Source organism: Streptomyces sp. WM4235, assembly GCF_001279725.1.
In the GTDB taxonomy this organism is placed as follows: Bacteria; Actinomycetota; Actinomycetes; order Streptomycetales; family Streptomycetaceae; genus Streptomyces.
Genome location: NZ_LGDE01000425.1, coordinates 58,963 through 79,243, shown reverse-complemented (window position 1 = coordinate 79,243; position 20,281 = coordinate 58,963). Strand labels below are relative to the sequence as shown.

Below are 20,281 nucleotides of genomic sequence, written 5' to 3'. Positions count from 1 at the left end.
ATGCCGGTCCTTCTTTCAGACCTGGCCGTGCCGCGCCTGTATCGGAGTCCTCATGCCGTCCCATCTCTACGCGGACCGTCCCGCGCAGCCTCCCGAGCCGGGACCGGTGGACGCCCTGATCTCACAGACCCGACGGCTGCGGGGCGAGGTGAACGCGGTGCGCCGCGACGCGGTCGCGGACGACGACGCGCAGGGCCGGTGGCAACGGGCGCTGTGCGACCTCGCCGTGCACCACCTCGACGACCTCGGCCGGCACCTCGGCCAACTCAAGGAAGGGCTGCCGCCCGCCCCCGAGGAGCTCGTCGAGCTCCCGCGAGGGGCGTCCGACGACCTGCCCGAAGAACCACCGACCCGGGTCGGGAGCGCCGAGTGGAACCTGCTCACCGACGCGGTGACCTGGTCCGAGGAACTCTTCCAGATCTTCGGCCGGTCCCCCGAGGCGGGCCCGCTGCCCCTCGACGAACTGGGCTCGACCCTGTTCTCCGAGGACCAGCCGGCGCTGACCGCGATGGTCACCGACTGCCTGGTGGACGGCAAACCGATCGACGGCGAGTTCCGCATCGTCCGGGCCGACGGCCGCGTCCGGACGTTGCACATGAGGGGCGAGCCGGTACTCGACTCCGACGGTTGCACGGCCTCCATGTGGGCCGTGCTGCGGGACGTGAGTGAGCTGCGCCGAAGCCAGCGCGCGGTGCGCGAGTCACAGGACTCGTTGCAACGCCGCCGGGACATCGCGCAGACCGAGCACCGGCTGGCGGTCGAGCTGCAGGAAGCCGTGCTCCCCCCGTGGCGCGGCTCCCTGCGGTTCCCGCACGACAGCACCGGCGCGCTGGACGTCGCCGCACGCCACCTGCCCGCCACGACGGGCGCGCCGATCGGCGGGGACTGGTACGACGCGCTGGAACTGCCCGACGGCCGTTCACTGTTGACGGTCGGCGACCTCACGGGACACGGGGTGACCGCCACCTCCGGAATGGCGATGCTCCTCGGTGCCCTGCGGGGGATGGCCATGGCCGGGATCGAGCCGGGCCCCCTGATGGGCTGGCTCAACCAGCTCCTGGACACCTCCGTGCAACCGGTGCTCGGCTCGGCCGTCTGCTGCCGCTACGATCCCGCCCGCCGGCTGCTGTCCTGGGCCCAGGCCGGACACCCGGCCCCCCTGCTGTTCCGTCGCGGTCGCGGCCGCTCCCTGCGACCGCCGGAGGGCGCGCTGCTGGGGGCGACCCCCGGTGCCGTGTACGGGCAGGCCGAGGAGCAGCTGGAGAGCGGCGATGTACTGCTCCTGCGCACGGACGGGCTGACCCCGAGCGGCTTCGGACTCACCGAAACGGACGGCACCGAGAGGTTGTTGGCGCTCGCGCCGGGGTTCGCCACGGCCCGGTCGGCGCAGGACTGCCTGCGGATGGTCACCGAGGAGTTCGGCGAGCACGAGCGCGACGGCGACGCCGGCGTGCTGGTCGCCCGGGTCGGAGCGTAGGGGCGTCCGGACAGGTTCTCCCTCGTTTCCTTCAGGGCCGCGCCCCGGGCGCGGCCCTTCCCACGTGCCCGCGGAAGTGGGTGAGGCCTCGTGCGCCGGGCCCGACGCCGGCGGCGCGGACCTCACACCGGCCTGGGCGCCACAGGGCTGTTCGGCAGGGCCGACTCGATCTCCTGGCGCAGGTCCTCGATGCGCGCGTACCCGGCGTACTGGCCGGTGAGGCGGTACATCTCGCGCAGTCGGTCCCATGTCCGGTGCGAGGAGGTCTCGTTCATCGACACCAGGGCCAGCCGGGCGTAGCGGTCGGCCTGTTCGGGGTCGTCGGCGATGAAGCAGGCCGAGGCCATGGAGATGTAGTCGAAGATCTGGGACCGCTGGTGCCCCTGCGCACGCAGCCGCAGCGCCTCGTGGGCGTGCCGCTGGGCGATCGGCGCGACCGAGGGGTCGTGATCGGCGAGGGTGCGGAAGGCCAGGGCCTGCATGCCGTGCAGATCGGCCTCGTCGAAGTGCTGCATCCACGACGGAGGCGGCACGTCGCCCTTGTCGGAGACGAACAGGTCCTCGGCCTCGCCCAGGGTCCGCCGCATGGCCTGCCCCTTGCCCATGGCGGCCTGGGCCCAGGCCTCGATGGTGTGGAGCATGGCGCGCGTGCGCGGCAGGGTCTGCTCCCCGGAGCCGGACTGCGCCAGCTTCATCAGGTCGAGGGCCTCGTTCGGCCGCCCGAGGTGGACCATCTGTCGGGCGGCCCGGGACAGGGCCTCGCCGGCGCGCGGCCGGTCGCCACCCTCGCGCGCCGCGTGGGCGGCGATCACGAAGTACTTCTGCGCGGTGGGTTCGAGACCGACGTCGTGTGACATCCAGCCCGCCAGGACCGCCAGGTTGGCCGCCACCCCCCACAGCCTGCGCTGGAGGTGGTCGGGGTGGCGGTACGCGAGCATGCCGCCCACCTCGTTGAGCTGGCCCACGACGGCCTTGCGCTGGAGTCCGCCACCTCTGGAGGCGTCCCAGGCGCGGAAGACCTCGACGGAACGCTCCAGTGCCTCGATCTCCTGGGAGCCGATGGGGGCGGCCTCGTAGCGGTCGTAACCCGCCTGATCCGCCTGGTAGGCGTTGTCTCCGAAACGCTGCGCGTCCTTGGCGGCGGCGGGATCGGTGTGCAGCCATTCGTACATGGCGTTGCTGAGGGCTGTTCCTGCGGTGAGCGCGACTCCCGCGCCCATCAGGCCGCGACGGTTGAGCATGAGGTCCATTCCCGTGAATTCGGTGAGGACCGCGGCTGTGCGTTCGGGCGCCCATGGCACTCCGTCGGGGTTCTCCTGCGCCCCGTCCGGCTGCCGTTTGGAGGTGCGCCGCTGCCGTACGAACCCGAGGTCCTCAATGGTCACGACACGACCGAGCCGCTCGGTGAACAGTGCTGCCAGTACCGTGGGCACCGGTTCGCGCGGGGTCTCCCCCATGTCGATCCAGCGCCGCACCCGCGAGGTGTCGGTGGCCAGTTGGTGGTGACCCATGGCCGCCGCCTGCCGGTTGACCATCCTCGCCAGTTCGCCCTTCGACCAGCCGGCCAGGCCGAACAGGTCGTTCAGACGGGTGTTTGGACCTTTGCTCACGTCAAGCCCCCAGGTTCTCGGCTGAGTTGACAGTAGCCCCCCGTCAGATGCCCAGCGACTATTCGCCAGGCTTCGCCAGGGCACGCAAGATGGTCCGCCACCCACGGTCGGGTGTCAGGTAGGAATGCGCCTCCCCGACCCGGTCACCGACGGAACTCCCCAGGGTGAAGCACGGGATCCGGCGGGGCGGCGTACGCAACTCGTCGGCGCACGAAGGGAACTGTAAACGCCATGTACGCAGCAACGACCTCCGTGTCCGCACCGGTCCGGCCGCACCGTACGCTCCCGGCCGGTGGCGGCCCCTACCTCGAACCCGGCCGCCCGGCCAACCTGCCCCAGGGCGCACTGCGGACCCGGCGGATGCCGGGCACCGGAACCCAGACGCCGAGCGGAAGAATCGACCTCTCGGGGCCGCAGGGAGCGCAGTTGCGCACCGCGCTCGCCTCGGTGCAACGGATCTGTCCGGAGTTCGCACCCGTGCAGGTGCTGCGACGCAGCGGTCGTTCGGTCCTCCTCGTGGGCACCACCGGGCGGATGACGGCCGTCGCGAAGGTGTTACTGGACCATTCGCCCGAATGGCGCGAGCGGTACCGGCACGAAATAGCTGCGTACCGGACGTTCGTCCGCAACCGTCCGCCGGTCCGGGTGCCCCGCCTGATCGCCGCCGACCCGGAAAACTGCGTACTGGTCGTGGAGCGGATGGCGGGCCGGGTCGCCGCGCTCCAGCGGCACCCGGTGGAGGCCCCGCCGCGGGCCGACGTCCGGGCGGCCCTCGGGGCGGTGTGTCGGGTGAACCAGTGGCGTCCGGCGCCCGAACTGTTCGGACACCCGATGGACTACGCCCGGCGGATCACCCGTGATCACGAGCTGGGGCTGCTGACCGACCGGGACTTCGGGGACCTTCAGAAGCTGCTGCACGGCCTGAAGCTCGCCGGCACCCCGTGGCAGTTCAACCACGGTGACGCCCTGCTGTCCAACCTGCTGCTGTCCCCTGCCGGCCCGGTGCTCCTCGACTGGGAACACGCGGGCTGGTACCTGCCGGGCTACGACCTGGCGACCCTGTGGACCGTGCTGGGCGACGCCCCGGCCGCCCGCGGTCAGATCAGCAGGCTGGCGCAGCAGCAGGGACCGGCGGCGCGGGACGCCTTCCTGGTGAACCTGATGCTCGTGTTGACGCGGGAGATCAGGATGTCCGAGACGGCGGTTCAGCGCTCGATGGCGGCGCCCGCCCCCGCCCAGTCGACGCCGGCGGGCTCCCTGTCCTCGGGCGAGGAGCAGCGGCTGCTGCTGCGCCGGTTGCACGACGACTGCGGGATGGCTCGCAGGGCGGTGCGCGCGGCGGTCGGCACGCGCTGAAGCGGACGGTTGCGCGAAGAGGTCCCACGGCGGTCATCGTCGTGGGACCTCCGCGCGTCCGGGGTCGGCGGCGGGACGCGCCGAGGGCGGTGACGGGTCGTACCCGGGGTGGTGGCGGGTCCTGCGGGAAGCGGCGGCGCCGGATGCCTTGACTTCACATGATCCCCCGAAGACCTTTTCTGACTCGGCATCAGAAGTGCCGGACACGCCCGCTTCCCCGACCCGCTGGAGCCTGCCATGTCCGCGAGCCCCGATCGCGCACGCCCCGCCCTGCCCTCCCGCCGGACCGTCCTCGCCGGGACCGGAGCCGGCGTACTCGCCGCCACCGTGCTGCCGGGGGCCGTCGCCCGGGCCGCCGACGGCGACCCGCTCGGCGAGTACGACGTCGTCGTGGTCGGCTCCGGCGCTTCCGGAATGACCGCCGCGCTCACCGCCGCCAAGCGGGGTCTGAGCGTGCTGGTGGTCGAGAAGGCCCCCACCTTCGGCGGATCGGCCGCCCGGTCGGGGGCCGGCATCTGGTTGCCGAACAACTCGGTGATCCTGGGCGCCGGTGTGCCCGACACGCCGGCGAAGGCCGCCACGTACCTCTCGGCGGTGGTGGGGCCCGAGGTGCCGGTGGACCGGCAACAGGCCTTCCTCGCCAACGGCCCCCGGATGCTGGACTTCGTCATGGCGAACAGCCCTCTGCGGTTCCGCTTCATGGACGGCTACAGCGACTACTACCCCGACCTGCCCGGCGGCCTGCCGAACGGCCGCTCCATCGAGCCCGATCAGATCGACGGCAACGTCCTCGGCGCCGAACTGGCCCGCCTGAACCCGGCGTACATGCCGGTGCCGGCCGGGATGGTCGTCTTCAGCCAGGACTACAGGTGGCTCAACCTCGCGGCCGTCAGTGCCAAGGGCCTGGCGGTGTCCGCGGAGTGCCTGGCGCGCGGCACCAAGGCCGCGCTGCGCGGGGAGAAGCCGCTGACCATGGGCCAGGCCCTCGCCGCCGGACTGCGGGCCGGCCTCCAGCGGGCGGGGGTCCCGGTGTGGTTGAACAGCCCCCTGGTGGACCTGGTCCAGGACGGCGGGGCCGTCACCGGTGTGGTGGTGGAGAAGGACGGCGTACGGGGGACCGTGCGGGCACGCAAGGGCGTGATCATCGGCTCGGGCGGCTTCGAGCACAACGCGCAGATGCGGGCCCAGTACCAGCAACAGCCCATCGGCACCGAGTGGTCGGTCGGTGCGAAGGAGAACACCGGTGACGGGATCCGCGCGGGGCAGCGCGCCGGCGCGGCGCTGGGGCTGATGGAGGACGCCTGGTGGGGGCCGTCGATCCCGCTGCCCGGTGAGCCGTACTTCTGTCTGGCCGAACGGACCCTGCCGGGCGGGCTGATCGTCAACGGGAACGGCACGCGGTTCGTCAACGAGGCGGCGCCCTACAGCGACGTGGTGCACGTGATGTACGAGAAGGATCGGGGAGCGGTCGGCTCGCACATACCGGCCTGGCTGATCGTGGATCAGAACTACCGGAACAAGTACCTGTTCAAGGACATCCTGCCGACCTTCGTCTTCCCCGACTCCTGGTACCAGTCGGGCGCGGCGAAGAAGGCGTGGACCTGGGACGCGCTCGCCCACCAGATCGGGGTGCCGTCCGGTGCACTGCGCTCGACCCTCAACCGGTTCAACGCGCAGGCGTGGAGCGGGAACGACGCCGACTTCCACCGGGGCGACACGGCGTACGACCACTACTACACGGACCCGAACGTCCAGCCGAACTCGTGTCTCGCGCCGATCTGGGCGCCGCCCTTCCACGCCTTCAAGATCGTGCCGGGCGACCTGGGGACGAAGGGCGGCATCGTCACCGACGCGAGGGCGCGGGCCCTGCGGGCCGACGGTTCGGTGATCCGCGGCCTGTGGGCGGCGGGCAACGCGAGCGCGGCGGTGATGGGTCACAGCTACGCGGGGGCCGGATCGACGATCGGCCCCGCGATGACGTTCGGGTACGTGGCGGCGAACGACATCGCGGACGCCTGAGGCAGGCCCGGCGCCGCCCGCCCGCTGCCGGCCGGTCGCGCGGCGGGGCCGGAGGTCAGCCCTGCTGGAAGAGCTCGGCCGGGAGCGGCTTCAGGAGGGCGTAGAGGTCGTCGGTGATCGGGCGGTCCCAGCTGGCGATGGTGACCAGCACGTTGTCGCTGCGGTCGAACTGCACGCAGGAGATGCGGGACTCCGACAGCTTGACCTTGCGGACGATGAGGAGGTTGTCGCCCTGCATGACGGGGCAGTCCTCGACTCCGGTGACCTCGACGTCCTCGTCGTTCTCCAGGGCGTCGAGGAGCTGGGCCACCTCGAAGGGGACCTGCTTGTCGGCGAGGTCCCGGGCGGGCGAGCCCTCGGGGAGATTGCCGATGATCATCGCGGGGCCGCGACCGCCGAACAGGTCGTAGCGCAGGAAGACGCCCTGGCAGCTGCCGTCGGGGGCGGGGAGCAGCCCGGCCCCGAGGTTGCCCGGCCAGTCCCCCGGGTCCATGGCCAGGACGTCGAAGTCCGGGCCGGCGGGTGTGGCGGCGCGGTGGCGGCGGAGGAAGGACATGCCGCCATGGTACGTGGCCGGGACCCTTTTCCGGCCCCGGGCCCCCTCATCCGACCCGGCCCCGCGCCCGCCGCCCGGAGCGTCCGGAGCCGTCGCCCCGTCCGCCGGCTTCCCCCGCTCCTTCCGGTTCGCCCGTGTGGGACCGGTCGGTCCCTTGGTCGACGGCACCGGCGCGCGGTGTCCGTCGTGCATCCGCCGGTGGCGTGCGACGCGACTTCGTGGGTTGACCGGTATGGATCTTGCGATTTCAACGACTTACCCTTGTCCGCGACGTGCACATCGACGATCGGCCGCTGGTCCGAGGAAGGGCAGGCAGATGGCCGAGTCCGTTCCGTCTCCCGCCGTGACGCCCGCTCAGGCTCGTGCCCGCACCGGATGCCGGCCGGCGGGGCGGCGTCACGGACCGGTATCCATCCGTCCTCGGGGGGAGCCCCTCGCCCCGGCCCGGGGGACACTGCTTCCCGGAACCGCCGGCGCTTCGTCGTCCGCGGTGTTCGAGGAGTCCGCAGGGGAGGGGGAAGCATGAGCGTGGCCCGGTCCATGCGCAAGCTGTGCAACGCGCTGACCACGTCACTCGACGTGGAGTCGACCGCTGAACCGCACGCCCTCTTCCGTGCGCTGTGCGACGCGATGAGCGCGTCGCGCGGCGGGCGTCCGATCCTGCTGCGCTTCGAACGGTTCCCGCCGGAGCTCACCACGTCGGGGCTGTGGCTGAACATGGAGGACTACGACATCGTCGTGGTGGAGAAGCACACGACGCCCGACCACCAGCTCGTCATCCTGGGGCACGAGCTGTGGCACATGCGGGCCGGGCACGGCAGTGTGCCCGGTCTCGGTCCCACCGCGGCCGCCAGGTCGCTGCCGGGCAGCCCCGACCTGACGTACGCGACCGTCGCGGCGCGTTCCCACTACGAGGACGCGGACGAGATGGAGGCCGAGACGTTCGGGCTGCTGCTCGGCGACCGCTGCCGGGGTTGGCTGGCCTCCTCGGGCACGACTCCCGGCGCCGCCTGGCGCGACGACGTCGCCGGCCGCATCGGCAACACCCTCGGCGGCCGCGGACCGATCGGGTTCCGGTGACGTCCGACGCCTTCTACATCCCCTACCTGATCCCGGCGGCGATCCTCACCCTCGCCTTCGCGATCCGACTCCCGGTCATGATCCGCTTCTGGCGGATCGATCCCAACGTGCGCAACGTCGGCGGCCTGCTCGTGCTGGGTTCCGGGGTGTTCTACTTCGGCCGGCCGGAGACCCTGGCGACGATCAACCGTGTCTCGGGGATCAGCAACTTCGCGGCGCCGGTCGTCTACACGGTGCTCACGCTGTTCTGCGCCTCGTGCCTGGTCATGGTGATCCACTGGCGGGGCGGCGATCCGCTCCGGGTCCGGCGGACCACGTACGTCATCGGCCTCGTCTACTGCGCGGCCGTCGCCGGGCTGTGGGGCACCTTCGCGCTCGCCGACGTGCCGGTCGAGCGGTTGCGGGACCTGGACACCTACTACGCCACCACACCCTGGATGCGTGAGCACATCCTCCTCTACCTGCTCGCCCACACCGTCGCCTGCGTGATCACGGCCTCGGTGACCTGGACCTGGCTGCGGCAGGTGGCGGGGTGGCTGCGCGCGGGGCTGACGCTCCTGGTCGTCGGGTTCCTGCTGAACATCGGCTACGACACCGTGAAGCTGACGGCGGTGATCGCCCGCTGGACGGGCCACGACCTGGACTGGCTCAGTACCTACGTGGCGCCGCCCGTCGCGTCGGTGTGCGCGGTGTTCGTCGCGGCGGGCTTCGTCCTGCCGCACGCCGGCGAGGCGCTCCAGCGGCTCTGGCAGGACTTCCGGCAGTACCGGTCCCTGGGCGCCTTCGCGGACGAACTGGCCGTCGTCGACGGCAGCGCCCTCAGGCTTCCCCGGCGCTCCTCGCTGAGCCGGCGGCTCGTCCAGCGCCGGACCCGGATCAACGACGGACTGCTCAAGCTCCAGCCGTACCTGGATCCCGAGGTGCGGCGCACCGCCTTCCAGGAGGCCGTCGCCCGGAGTGAGAGTCCGGCGCGGGCCGCCGCGACCGCCGAGGCCGTGGCCGTGGTCGCCGCGATCCGCAGCTTCTCGAAGGCGGGTGCGGGGCGGTCCGCCGGGTCGCCCGCGCCGGCCGCACCCGGGGGCGACGCGACCGAGGTCCCCAACCTGGTGGCGGTCTCCCGGGCGCTGCGCCGCTCCCCCGCCGTCGCGGCCTTCCGCGCCCGCGAGGTGTCGTACGCGGAGCCGGCGAGCGTCGGTCGGGCCGGCGGCGCCGGCCTCACGTAGCGCCGGGGCCCGACGCGGGCGTCCGCGTCCGGCCCGCCGCCCGCTCAGCGGGTGGCGCGGTCGTACGCCTCCAGGGCCTGCGGCAGTCCGGGAAGGTCGGTGCCGAGTTTGCGGTACGCGGCGGACAACTCCCGGGGCGACGGGGCCGGGTGTCCGGCGACCACGGCCCGCGCCGCCTTCAGCTCCTCCTCGGTCGGCGCGGCCTGCCAGGCCGTGTCCCGCGGCACGGGGCCGCCCCGTTCGAGCAGGGTCCGTGTCGCGGTCCGTTCCAGGCCGTCGGCCCCGCACTCCCGGGCCGTGACCACCGCTCGCCCGAGCGTCTCCACGTCCCCGGTGTGGGTGCCCAGGGCGGCCAGCGCGCAGGCCAGCTCGTATCCGGCCGGGGAGGCGGACAGGACGGACACCGCCTCGGTGAGCGGCCCGGTGCGGTCGGCGGGCTCCGCGACCTCGGCCGCCACCCGCAGGGCCTGGCCGATGCCGGAGGGGGCGCCGAAGGCGCGGGCGCGCCCGACCGCGTCGGAGGCGAGGGTGCGCGCCCTGGTCGGGTCCTCGGCCGCGACCGCCCTGGCGAGGAGGAGCTGCCACGGGCACCAGGACGGGTTCTGGATGCCGCGCGGAGTCAACCGTTGTTCGACGGACTCCAGTTCGGCGACGGCCTCCCGGGTGTCGCCGCGGGCCAGCAGGAGTTCGGCGTACACGGTCTGGGAGTCCGGGAAGACGACGGCCGCCGGGAAGGGCTCGGCGTACTCGTGTTCCCGTGCCAGCTTCCAGGCCTCGTCGGCCCGCCCGCGGGCGAGCAGTGTCGTGACGAGGATGGCGATGGCGTACCAGTGCACGGGGGTGCGCCGCCCGACGCGTTCGGCGAGCCGCAGTCCGGCGCGGGCCAGTTCCTCCGCCTCCACCAGCCGTCCGCGCCGGTATCGGATGTACGCGCGCAGGCTGTACGCGAAGGACAGGTGGGCGCCGCGCCAGCCCTGGCGCTCGAACTCGGCGGTGCCGGCCTCGAACAGCTCCTCCGCGCGCCACGGCCGGTCGGCGTACATGTGGACCATGGCGGTGAGCACGGGTACCTCGAAGCCCCGGTCCTCGTGGGCCCAGCTGAAGTGGGTGGTCAGGGCCCGGCCGGCGTGGTGCAGGACCACGTCCACGGGTTCTCCGCGCAGGCAGGCGTCCCAGGCGCGCAGGCCGATGACGTACCGCTCGGTGAGGTCGCGGCCGGTGAGCCGGTCGGCGAGCTTGGTCAGTCGGCGGGAGCGGGCCGGCGAGTCGGGTTCGGCGGCGTTGAACGCGTCCCACATGAACTGCTCGGACTGCAGGCGCAGTCGGGCCCGGACCTCGTGGGTGTGCGGGATCTCCCGGGCGAGGGAGTCCGAGGCCTCGGCGAGCCGATCGCTGTGCGAGAGCACCTGGGCGAGCCGGATGACGATGCCCTGGCGCAGGGCCGGGTCGTCGAAGGGCTCGGCGAGGGCCGCTCTCAGGTGGTTGACGGTGTTGGCGGGCTCGGTGAGCAGGGAGGCGCAGCCGAGTTCGTAGAGGACGGCGGCGCGCTCGTCGAAGTCCGGGGGTTCGCGCAGGGCGCGGGCGAGTTGGCGGCGCGCGGCCTCGGGGGCGCCGGCGCGGAGGTTCTCGCCGGCGGCCTCGCGCAGGGTGCGCACCACCCAGGGGTCGCCTTCGGGGTGGGTCTCCAGGAGATGGCGGGCGGCGGCGGAGGGGCCGAGGCCGGCGTCCACGACGGCCGCCGCGGCCTTGCCGTGCAGGGCGACCCGCAGGGCGTCCGGGATCGCGCGGTAGATGCCGGTCGCGATCAACGGATGGACGAACTCCAGCCCGGTGAAGGGCGCTTCACCGCCGACGGGATCGGCGGCGCCGGAGAGGATGCGGGCGTCCCGCAGTCGTCCGGTGGCGTCGCCGGCCTCCTCGGTGCCGAGGCCGGCGACGCGGGCGGCGATGTCCTGGGGGATCGCGGTGCCGAGGACGGCGCAGGCCCAGGCGAAGCGGACGGTGGAGGGGCCCAGGTTCTGCAGGCGGGCGACGAGCCCGCTGCCGCGCTGCGCGGCGGCCAGGTCGGCCAGCAGCGGGGCGCTGGCCTCGACGGGGGCGAGGCCCTTGTCCCGGACCCTGGCGGTGAGCTCGACGGCCTCGAAGGGGTTGCCGGTGGTGACGGCCCAGGCCTCGTGGCAGAAGGCGTCGTCGGCGTGGTCGCCGACGGTCTCGCGGATCAGGGTGGAGACGGCGGCGGCGCTGAGCGGGGCGAGGGAGAGCGGGCGCTGTCCGGCCCGGCCGGGCAGCGTACGGAAGGCTTCGGCGTGGGAGGGGAGTTCGTCGGGGCGGTAGGCGACGACGAGCAGCAGGGGAAGGTGTTCGGCGCGCGGGGCGAAGGCGGCGAGCCAGCCGAGGGACTCGGGGTCGGCCCAGTGCGCGTCGTCGAGGACGAGGACGACGGGGGCGCGCTGGACGGTGAGGTGGGTGAGGACCCAGTCGAGGCCGTCGCGCAGTCCCTGGGGGTCGGGCGGGGCGCCCTGTTCGGGGGCGCACAGGCCGAGGGCCGGCCCGACGATGGCGTACCAACTGCCGAGGGTCTCGCGCAGTTCGGCTTCGGTGTGGGCGGCCAGCCGGGGCTGTATGAGCTGGCGGGCGACGTGGAAGGGCTGGCTCTGCTCCTGCTCGCCGCCGCGGGCGGCCAGCAGGGTGCAGGAGCGGGCGTGGGCGCGGCGGCGTACCTCGGTGAGCAGGGTGGTCTTGCCGAGGCCGGCCGGGCCGGAGAAGGCGAGCAGGGCGCCGGTCGCCCCGCGGCCGTCCGTGCCCCGTGCGATGAGCTGCTCCAGCGCCTCTTCCACGGTGGCGAGTTCCGCCTCGCGTTCGAACATCGTGCGCCGTGTACGGGTCCGGCGGTCCGTCATGACTGGTACCCCCCAGGCCTGTTCGGGGCATCAGAGTACGCCCGCGCGCACGCGGTGACAGGTCGATGGTCGGGAAAGATCGGAAACTTTTCCGACCCTCCGGGAGGCGCCCGTTCAGTGTGCCGAACGGACCGCCAGCCCTTCCAGTACGGCGACGGCCTCGGCCGCCCGCTCGGCGGCCACGAACAGGTGGTCGTGGTGGTATCCGGCGATGACGTTGCAGCTGAGGCCGTGTGCGGCGAGTTCGGCGGCGAAGGCGCCGGTGAGGCCGACCGCGTCGAGGGCGGAGTGCACGCGCAGGGTGATCCATCCGGCGGTGTAGTCGTAGGCGAGTCCGGCCGCGTCGGCGTCCTCGCGGCGCAGGACGAGGGTGAGTCCCTCGGGTTCCAGGACGGTCGCGACGGGTGTGATCCCGTCGGGTGCGGTGGGGCCGGGGACCGTACAGAAGACGTAGGTCCCCTCGTTGAGCTCAGGTCGCATGCCGCTCAGCAGTTTCCGCAGGTCGCTCTCTCCACTCATGGACCCACCCTACCTATCATCCCCATATGACCGATTCGGCGCCCCCGGCGGAGAACGAGCAGAGCGAGCGTCACGCCTCATGGCTGGAGTTGTTCTTCGACCTCACGGCGGTGGCCGGTGTCGCGCAGCTGGCGCATTTGCTGCACGGCGGTCCCGCGTGGGCCGATCTGGGGCTGTACGCGGTGATGTTCCTGGCGTTCTGGACGGGCTGGATGCTGTTCACGGTCTACGGCAACGTCACCCGCGACCAGGTCCGGGTGTGGAGGGTGCTGGCCGGCATGTTCGGGCTGGCCGTGATGGCGGCCGCGGTGCACGGGGTGCGGGAGGGGGAACAGGCCGCCGCGTTCGCGCTCGCCTACATCCTCGTGCGGTCGCTGGCCGGGAAGGCCTGGGAGCGACGCCGTGAGTACGTGGCGGACCTGCCGATCACCCGCCTGGGGTTGGGGCTGACGCCGTGGGTGGTGTCGATGTGGTTCGACGGCACGGCCCGGTACGCGCTGTGGGCGCTCGGGTTGGCCATCGACCTGGTGGTGATGTTCGCGGTGTCCACGAAGTCCCCGGAGGGCCGGGAGGGGGACGCGTCCGAGGACGCGGCGGTGTGGACGGGACACCGGCCGCCCCGGAAGCTGCGGGCCGCGTACACCGACGCTCCCCATCTCGGGGAACGGCTGGGCCTGTTCGTGTTGATCGTCCTGGGCGAGGGGATCGCCCAGACGGTCTCCGAGGCCTCGGAGGTGGCGTGGGACTCCGCGCTGTACGCGGTGGGGACCGGCGCTTTCCTGCTGCTGATCCTGCTGTGGTCGCTGTCGCTGCGCCACGGCTCGGACGGGGTGCCGCTGCTGTCCCCGGGCGCCGTGCCCGTCCGGCTCACGCTGCCTCTGCACTGTTTCGTGGCGGGGTCGGTGGCGGCGCTGGCGGCGGCCCTCGGCGACTCGGTCGCGTACACCGACGCGGCCGTGCCGGAGCGGGTGCGGTGGTTGATGTGCGGGAGCCTCGCGGTGTACCTCGTCATCGCGGGCGCGGCGGTGGCCCGCTCGGGGCGGAGCGTGCCGTGGGCGCTGCTGTTGACGGGTCCGCCGCTGGCCCTGGTCCTGGCGGTGGGCCTGACGGCCCGGGACGCCAGGGCCGGACATCTGGTGTGGCTGCTGGTGCTCGCGCTGTGGTGGCCCCTGGTGTGGCGGCTGCGTCGACCGTCCGGGGCCCCGGCGGCCCCGGGCTCCCCGTAGGGCCGTCGGGGGCGGCGGCTGCGCCCCCGACGGCCGCGAAACGTCAGGTCCCGCCTACGTCAGATCGAACTCGCCGCCCCGCGCGTCCAGGACGAACCTGCGCCACTCGTCCGGCGCGAAGATCAGCGAAGGGCTGTCGGGCCGGCCGCTGTTGCGCATCGCGATGAACCCCTCCACGAAGGCGATCTGAACGTCACCCGCTCCCCGGCTGCTCGACCGCCAGTCCGCCCCGCTGAGATCGAGGTCGGGCTTGCCCCAGCCTGCGAGGGGCTGCGAAGTCATGCTCTCGGCCACGTGCGTGCACCTCCCGGTACGTCGTCCGAGGGCAAGATTAACCACGCCGGCGGGTGCCGCACAGGCCGCGACGGGTCACCGCCGGCCGGCCCGGCGCCCCGCCCGGACATCGGATTCCGTTCAGCCGGTGGGCTGTTCGGCCCCGACCAGCCACATCGCGAAGAACTGTGCCCCGCCGCCGTAGGCGTGCCCCATGGCCCGCCGGGCGTCCGCGATCTGGTGTTCGCCGGCCTGGCCGCGGACTTGGAGCGCCGCCTCCGCGAAGCGGATCATTCCGGAGGCGCCGATCGGGTTGGTGGACAGGACACCGCCCGACGGGTTGACGGGCAGGTCCCCGTCGAGTTCGGTCACCCCCGCCTCGGTGAGTTTCCAGCCCTCGCCCTCGGCCGCGAAGCCCAGGTTCTCCAACCACATCGGCTCGTACCAGGAGAACGGCACGTACATCTCCACCGCGTCGATCTCCCGGCGGGGATCGGAGATGCCCGCCTGCCGGTAGACGTCGGCCGCGCAGTCCTTGCCGGCCTGCGGGGACACGAAGTCCTTGCCGGCGAACAGCGTCGGCTCGCTGCGCATCGCGCCGCCGTGCACCCAGGCCGGCGGCCTCGGCGACCGCGCGGCTCCCTCGCGGTCGGTGAGGATCATCGCGCAGGCCCCGTCCGAGGAGGGGCAGGTCTCGGAGTAGCGGATCGGGTCCCACAGCATGGGCGAGGCCTGGACCTTCTCCAGGGTGATGTCGCTCTCGTGCAGGTGTGCGTACGGGTTCTTCAGTGCGTTGCGCCGGTCCTTGTAGGCGACGAGCGAGCCCACCGTGTCGGGGGCTCCGGTGCGCCGCATGTACGCGCGCACGTGCGGCGCGAAGAACCCGCCGGCTCCGGCCAGCAGCGGCTGCTGGAAGGGCACCGGAAGGGAGAGTCCCCACATGGCGTTGGACTCGGACTGCTTCTCGAACGCCAGGGTCAGGACAGTCCGGTGGACGCGGGCCGCCACCAGGTTCATGGCGACCAGGGCGGTGGAGCCGCCCACCGAGCCGGCCGTGTGGACGCGGAGCATGGGTTTGCCGACCGCGCCGAGGGCGTCCGCCAGGTACAACTCCGGCATCATCACGCCCTCGAAGAAGTCGGGGGCCTTGCCGATGACCACGGCGTCGATGTCCGCCCAGGTCAACTCGGCGTCCTCCAGGGCGCGTACCGCCGCCTCCCGGACGAGTCCGGCGATGGACACGTCGTGTCGGGCGGCGACGTGCTTGGTCTGGCCGATGCCGACGACGGCCACGGGCTCCTTGCTCATGTTCGGTCCCCTTCCAGGACGGCGACCAGGTTCTGCTGGAGGCAGGGACCGGAGGTGGCGTGGGCGACGGCCCGGTCGGACTCGCCGCGGTGGATGCGGGCGGCGGCCTCGCCGATGCGGATCAGGCCGGCGGCCATGACCGGGTGGGCGGCGAGCGCTCCGCCGGACGGGTTGACGTCCACCTCGTCGCCGAGCCGGAGCGCCTTGCGGAGCACCACCTCCTGGGAGGAGAACGGCGCGTGCAGTTCGGCCGTGTCCACGGCCCCCTCGAAGACGCCGGCCTGCTCGGCGGCGAGCCGGGTGGACACGGAGTCGGTGAGGTCGCGGAGCCCGAGGCCGTGTGCCTCGATGCGGTGGTCGATGCCCGTGATCCAGGCGGGCCGCTCGCACAGCCCCCGGGCCACGTCCCCGGCGGCGAGGATGACGGCGGCCGCGCCGTCGCTGACAGGGGGGCAGTCCCCGGTGCGCAGCGGGGCGACCTGGTACTCGCCCTGGGGTACGGGGCCCCTGAGTTGGGCGTGCGGGTTGGTCTCGGCGGAGGCCCGGCTGCGGGCTCCGATGGCGGCCAGGGCGCGCTCGTCGGTCTCGCCCGCGTCGATCAGCGCCCGGGCCTGGAGGGCGGCCAGGGCCACCGAGTCGGGCCAGAGCGGGGCGAGGTAGTACGGGTCGAGCTGTCGGGTCATGACGTCGCGCACCGATCCCGGCGAGGACTTCCCGTACGCGTAGACGAGCGCGGTGTCGGCCTCGCCCGTCTGGATCTTGACCCAGGCCTCGTAGAGGGCCCAGGCCCCGTCCATCTCCACGTGCGACTCGGAGATCGGCGGCCAGGCGCCGACCCCGTCGAGGGTCATGGTGAAGGAGAAGGCCCTGCCCGCCAGGTAGTCGCTGGAGCCGGAGCAGGTGAAGCCGATCTCGCCGGCCTTCAGTCCGGTCCGGGCCAGTACCCGGTGCAGGACCGGCATGACCATCTCGACTTCGCTGAGCTCGTCGGTGTCGCGCCGGTGGTCGCTCTGGGCGAAGGCGACGACGGCCACGTCGCGCGCGTGCCTGCTCGTCCTGGCCATCAGATGAGCTCCTTGTACACGTCGTAGTCCGCGTCCGGTTCGCCGGTGGGGCGGTAGTGGTCGGGGTGGCGACCGCCCTCGGTCCACACGGGTTCGACGCGCAGGCCCATGCGGACCTGGTCGTAGGGGATGCCGCCGATCCGGCCGTGGAGGGCCAGGTCCGCGCCGTCGAGCGCGATGTGGGCGTAGACGTAGGGGACTTCGATGTCGAGGTTGCGCGCCTTGATGTTGACGATGCAGTACGTGGTGACCGTTCCGGCGGGGCCGACCTCGACCCGGTCGGTGGTGGCCACCCCGCAGGTCGGGCAGGCTCCGCGCGGGGGCACGTACACCTTGTGGCAGGAGGGGCAGCGCTCGCCGACGGTCCGCCGCTCGGAGAGGGCGTTGATGTAGGCGGTCTGGGCGCGGCCGGGACTGTACGTGTAGTCCAGGCGGGCCTCGGCGACGATGCCGGTGACCGCGTCCGCGAAGACCCCGTCGTGCGGGACGGCCTGCGGGGAAACTCGCGGAGGGGCTTGCGGTGCGGCGGGGGTGTCGGCCGGTTCGAAGCAGGCGATGTCGGTGATGGCCCCGACGCGATCCGCCGCCCAGCGGATCCGGACCCGCATGCCGGTGCTCACCGACTCGGGGTCGGGTGCGTCGAGGGCGTGCAGGATCGCGGTGTCGGCGCCGTCGAGGCGGACGAGGACCCAGGCGAAGGGGGTGGCGAGGGGCTGCTGCGGGCGCGGATCGCCGTTCCACGCCCAGGTGGTGACGGTCCCGGTCGCCGACACCTCGACCAGGTCGCGGATCTCGTCGGCGGTGACGGGGTCGTATTCGACGGGCGGGACCATCACCCTGCCGTCGGACGTCGTGACGCCGAGGACGACCCGTTCGCGCAGACCGGTGAGGAAGGCGCTCTGAACGGGCCCGAGGGAGCGGGTGAAGGGGAACTCGACGACCAGGGGTGCGCGCAGCACCTCGGGCGGGGACGCGGCTGCTGTCATGGAGGGGTCTCCGGTTTCTCCGGGGCGGTGGGGGACGGTGGACGTGTCGGGCGTCCGGCGCGTGAGGGTCAGCCGCGCTTGTAGACCGGAGGCCGCTTCTCGGCGAAGGCCCGGGCCCCTTCCTTCGCGTCGGCCGTGTCGAAGATGGGCCAACCGCGGGCGAGTTCGGCGGCCAGTCCCTCCGTCTCGGTGAGTTCGGCGCTCTCGTGGACGGAGGCCTTGACGGCCTCGACGGCCAGCGGCCCGCAGGCGTTGATCCGCTCGGCGATCTCCAGGGCCGCGTCCAACGCAGTGCCGTCCGGCACCACCCGCCCGATGAGCCCGATCCGCGCGGCCTCCTCGGCCGGGTACGGCCGTCCGGTGAGCAGCATCTCCAGCGCGTGGGTGCGGGGGATCTGCCGGGGCAGCCGCACGGTCGAGCCGCCGATCGGGAAGAGACCGCGTTTGACCTCGAACAGCCCGAAGGTGGCCCCGGCGCCGGCGACCCGGATGTCGGTGCCCTGGAGGATCTCGGTACCGCCGGCCACGCAGTACCCCTCGACCGCCGCGATCACCGGTTTGCGCGGTCGGTGGTGGCGGAGCATGGCCTTCCAGTGCAGGTCGGGGTCGGCCTTGAGGCGGTCCCGGTACTGGTCGCCCGCCATGCCCTTCCCGGCCAGCGCCTTCAGGTCCATGCCCGCGCAGAAGTCGCCGCCCGCGCCCGTCAGGACCACGGAGCGGATCGCGTCGTCGGCGTCCGCCTCCAGCCAGCCGTCGTACAGGCCCACCAACAGCGGCAGCGAGAGCGCGTTCTTCGCTTCCGGTCTGTTCATGGTGAGCACCAGCGTGGCTCCGCGGCGTTCCACGATCAGGTGTTCGGTCCCACCCATTGCCGTCCTCCCGTCTCAAGACCTAGAACAGGTTGCAGGAGGGGCGAGTGCAGTTCAATAGTTTTCTGACACACAGTCAGTTTTCTTGTCCCGCGCCCTTCCCAGTTGGCATGGGCGGCGCTCTAATGACCGCCGAGCAGCCCACGCATGGGATCTTTCGGGTCAGGAGGAACGGTGGAGTACAACCTTGCCGACCTGTTCGAGTCGGTCGTGGACGTGGTCCCGGACCGCGAGGCACTGGTGTACGTGGACCACCCCGGGACCGGCGCCGAGCACCGCCTGACGTACGCGGAGTTGGACGCGGCGGCCAACCGCATCGCGCACCACCTGCTCGACAGCGGGCTGCGGGCCGGCGAGCACCTGGGGCTGCACCTCTACAACGGGGTCGAGTACCTCCAGACCGTACTGGCGTGCCTCAAGGCCCGACTGGTCCCGGTGAACGTCAACTACCGTTACGTGGAGGAGGAACTGGTCTACCTCTACAACGACGCCGACCTCGCCGCGCTCGTCTTCGAGGGCGAGTTCACCGGGCGCGTGGCGGCCGCGCTGCCGCAGACGACGAGGCTCCGGCACCTGATCCGGGTCGGCGCGGCCCCCGAGGGGGCGCCCGAACCCTCGCTCACACCGGTCCCGTTCGCCGACGCGGCGGCATCCGGCTCCCGCGAACGCGGCTTCCCGCCACGCTCTCCCGACGACCTGTTCATCATCTACACCGGCGGCACGACCGGGATGCCCAAGGGCGTCATGTGGCGGGCCGAAGACCTCTTCTTCGCCGGGCTGTTCGGCGGGGAACCCTCCGGCGAGCCGGTGAAGCGGCCGGAGGAACTCGCCGAGCGGGTGGCCGCGCGCGGCGCCGGGCTCACCTTCTTCCCCGCTCCCCCGCTGATGCACGGCACGTCCACGCTGACCTCGTTCATCGCCTTCAACTACGGGCAGCGGGTGGTGATCCACCGCAAGTACGCGCCCGAGGAGGTGCTGCGGACCATCGAGAAGGAGAAGGTCTCCAGTGTGTCCCTGGTGGGTGACGCGATGCTGCGGCCCCTCATCGACGCCCTGAACGGCCCGCTGCGGGGCACCGACCTGTCGTCCCTCTTCAGCGTCTCCTCGTCGGGCGCGATCATGTCGGAGACCGTGCGGGCCGAGTTCCAGCGGCTCGTGCCGCACGTGATGCTGCTGAACAACTTCGGCTCGTCCGAGTCCGGGTCGAACGGGAAGGCCACGAACGACTCCGGTCCGGAGAACGGCTTCCGCCTGGAGGTCAACGACCGTACGCAGGTGGTGGATCCGGTGACGCACGAGCCGGTGCCGGTGGGCGAGCCGGGGCGACTGGCACAGCGGGGGCACGTTCCGCTCGGGTACTACAACGACCCCGCCAAGACCGCGGAGACCTTCTTCCGCAAGGGCGAGGAGCGGTGGGTGCTGCTCGGTGACATGGCCACCGTGGACGAACGGGGCATCGTCACGGTGCTGGGCCGCGGCTCGCAGTGCATCAACACCGGTGGGGAGAAGGTGTATCCGGAGGAGGTCGAGCAGGCGCTGAAGTCGCACCCGGACGTGTACGACGCCCTGGTCGCCGGCGTGGCGGACCCGAGGTGGGGCAGCCACGTGGCGGCGGTGATCCAGATCCGCGAGGGTGCGGGCGAGCCGACGCTGGACGAGATACAGAACCACTGCCGCACCAGGCTGGCGGGGTACAAGATCCCGCGCCAACTGGTCATCGCCTCCGCGATCCAGCGCTCACCCAGCGGCAAGGCGGACTACCGCTGGGCGAAGACGGTGGCGACCGAGGCGGACGGCGCGGACGCGACCCCCTGA

Annotated in this window: 16 protein-coding genes; 7 read left to right on the top strand and 9 right to left on the bottom strand. The window is 72.5% G+C overall.

Annotation, left to right across the window (positions count from 1 at the left end):
* Positions 1-52 precede the first annotated feature (52 nt).
* The gene (locus tag ADK55_RS25115; RefSeq protein ID WP_053682057.1) at positions 53-1,477 is read left to right on the top strand and encodes a PP2C family protein-serine/threonine phosphatase; all 1,425 of its coding nucleotides are present in this window, start codon (positions 53-55) and stop codon (positions 1,475-1,477) included.
* A gap of 122 nt (positions 1,478-1,599) precedes the next feature.
* Here the strand turns inward: ADK55_RS25115 and ADK55_RS25110 are convergent, their stop codons facing one another.
* Positions 1,600-3,087 carry a hypothetical protein gene (locus tag ADK55_RS25110; protein WP_053682056.1) on the bottom strand — a complete coding sequence of 496 codons (1,488 nt, stop codon included), beginning with the start codon at positions 3,085-3,087 and terminating at the stop codon, positions 1,600-1,602.
* Between the two features lie 231 nt (positions 3,088-3,318).
* Between ADK55_RS25110 and ADK55_RS25105 the strand changes: the two genes are divergently transcribed.
* Complete coding sequence (locus ADK55_RS25105) at positions 3,319-4,443, top strand: aminoglycoside phosphotransferase family protein (RefSeq protein WP_053682055.1); 1,125 nt, start codon at positions 3,319-3,321, stop codon at positions 4,441-4,443.
* A gap of 237 nt (positions 4,444-4,680) precedes the next feature.
* Positions 4,681-6,462, top strand: a complete 1,782-nt coding sequence (gene kstD, locus ADK55_RS25100) for a 3-oxosteroid 1-dehydrogenase (protein WP_053682054.1) — start codon at positions 4,681-4,683, stop codon at positions 6,460-6,462.
* Positions 6,463-6,517: 55 nt separating this feature from the next.
* Here kstD and ADK55_RS25095 read toward each other — a convergent pair whose 3' ends face one another.
* Positions 6,518-7,018 (bottom strand): hypothetical protein, encoded by a 501-nt coding sequence (locus ADK55_RS25095; RefSeq protein ID WP_053682053.1) that lies wholly within the window; start codon positions 7,016-7,018, stop codon positions 6,518-6,520.
* Positions 7,019-7,540: 522 nt separating this feature from the next.
* On the opposite strand from ADK55_RS25095, the gene ADK55_RS25090 reads away from it, so the two are divergent.
* Entirely contained in the window at positions 7,541-8,098 is a 558-nt protein-coding gene (locus tag ADK55_RS25090) for a toxin-antitoxin system, toxin component (RefSeq protein ID WP_234350228.1), read from the top strand.
* Positions 8,095-9,321, top strand: a complete 1,227-nt coding sequence (locus ADK55_RS25085; RefSeq protein ID WP_053682052.1) for an MAB_1171c family putative transporter — start codon at positions 8,095-8,097, stop codon at positions 9,319-9,321. The genes ADK55_RS25090 and ADK55_RS25085 overlap by 4 nt, the downstream gene beginning before the upstream one ends.
* A 44-nt stretch (positions 9,322-9,365) precedes the next feature.
* Here ADK55_RS25085 and ADK55_RS25080 read toward each other — a convergent pair whose 3' ends face one another.
* Both ADK55_RS25080 and ADK55_RS25075 read right to left on the bottom strand, forming a co-directional pair.
* Positions 9,366-12,188, bottom strand: a complete 2,823-nt coding sequence (locus ADK55_RS25080; protein ID WP_234350227.1) for an ATP-binding protein — start codon at positions 12,186-12,188, stop codon at positions 9,366-9,368.
* A 147-nt stretch (positions 12,189-12,335) separates the two neighbouring features.
* Positions 12,336-12,740 (bottom strand): ACT domain-containing protein, encoded by a 405-nt coding sequence (locus ADK55_RS25075; RefSeq protein WP_053682050.1) that lies wholly within the window; start codon positions 12,738-12,740, stop codon positions 12,336-12,338.
* A 26-nt stretch (positions 12,741-12,766) separates the two neighbouring features.
* Between ADK55_RS25075 and ADK55_RS25070 the strand changes: the two genes are divergently transcribed.
* Positions 12,767-13,966: a low temperature requirement protein A gene (locus ADK55_RS25070; RefSeq protein ID WP_053682049.1), complete on the top strand. Its 1,200-nt coding sequence runs from the start codon at positions 12,767-12,769 to the stop codon at positions 13,964-13,966.
* 54 nt (positions 13,967-14,020) lie between these two features.
* Here the strand turns inward: ADK55_RS25070 and ADK55_RS25065 are convergent, their stop codons facing one another.
* From ADK55_RS25065 to ADK55_RS25045, 5 genes are all read right to left on the bottom strand, one after another.
* Complete coding sequence (locus ADK55_RS25065) at positions 14,021-14,260, bottom strand: DUF397 domain-containing protein (protein WP_053682048.1); 240 nt, start codon at positions 14,258-14,260, stop codon at positions 14,021-14,023.
* Positions 14,261-14,380: 120 nt separating this feature from the next.
* Positions 14,381-15,547 carry a thiolase domain-containing protein gene (locus ADK55_RS25060; protein WP_053682047.1) on the bottom strand — a complete coding sequence of 389 codons (1,167 nt, stop codon included), beginning with the start codon at positions 15,545-15,547 and terminating at the stop codon, positions 14,381-14,383.
* Entirely contained in the window at positions 15,544-16,611 is a 1,068-nt protein-coding gene (locus ADK55_RS25055) for a thiolase domain-containing protein (protein WP_053682046.1), read from the bottom strand. The genes ADK55_RS25060 and ADK55_RS25055 overlap by 4 nt, the downstream gene beginning before the upstream one ends.
* Positions 16,611-17,597: a Zn-ribbon domain-containing OB-fold protein gene (locus ADK55_RS25050; protein ID WP_053682045.1), complete on the bottom strand. Its 987-nt coding sequence runs from the start codon at positions 17,595-17,597 to the stop codon at positions 16,611-16,613. The genes ADK55_RS25055 and ADK55_RS25050 overlap by 1 nt, the downstream gene beginning before the upstream one ends.
* A 68-nt stretch (positions 17,598-17,665) precedes the next feature.
* Positions 17,666-18,466, bottom strand: a complete 801-nt coding sequence (locus ADK55_RS25045; protein ID WP_053682044.1) for a crotonase/enoyl-CoA hydratase family protein — start codon at positions 18,464-18,466, stop codon at positions 17,666-17,668.
* A 174-nt stretch (positions 18,467-18,640) separates the two neighbouring features.
* Here ADK55_RS25045 and ADK55_RS25040 point away from each other — a divergent pair, with 174 nt between their 5' ends.
* Positions 18,641-20,281, top strand: coding sequence for an acyl-CoA synthetase (locus ADK55_RS25040; protein ID WP_053682043.1), 1,641 nt, complete (start codon positions 18,641-18,643; stop codon positions 20,279-20,281).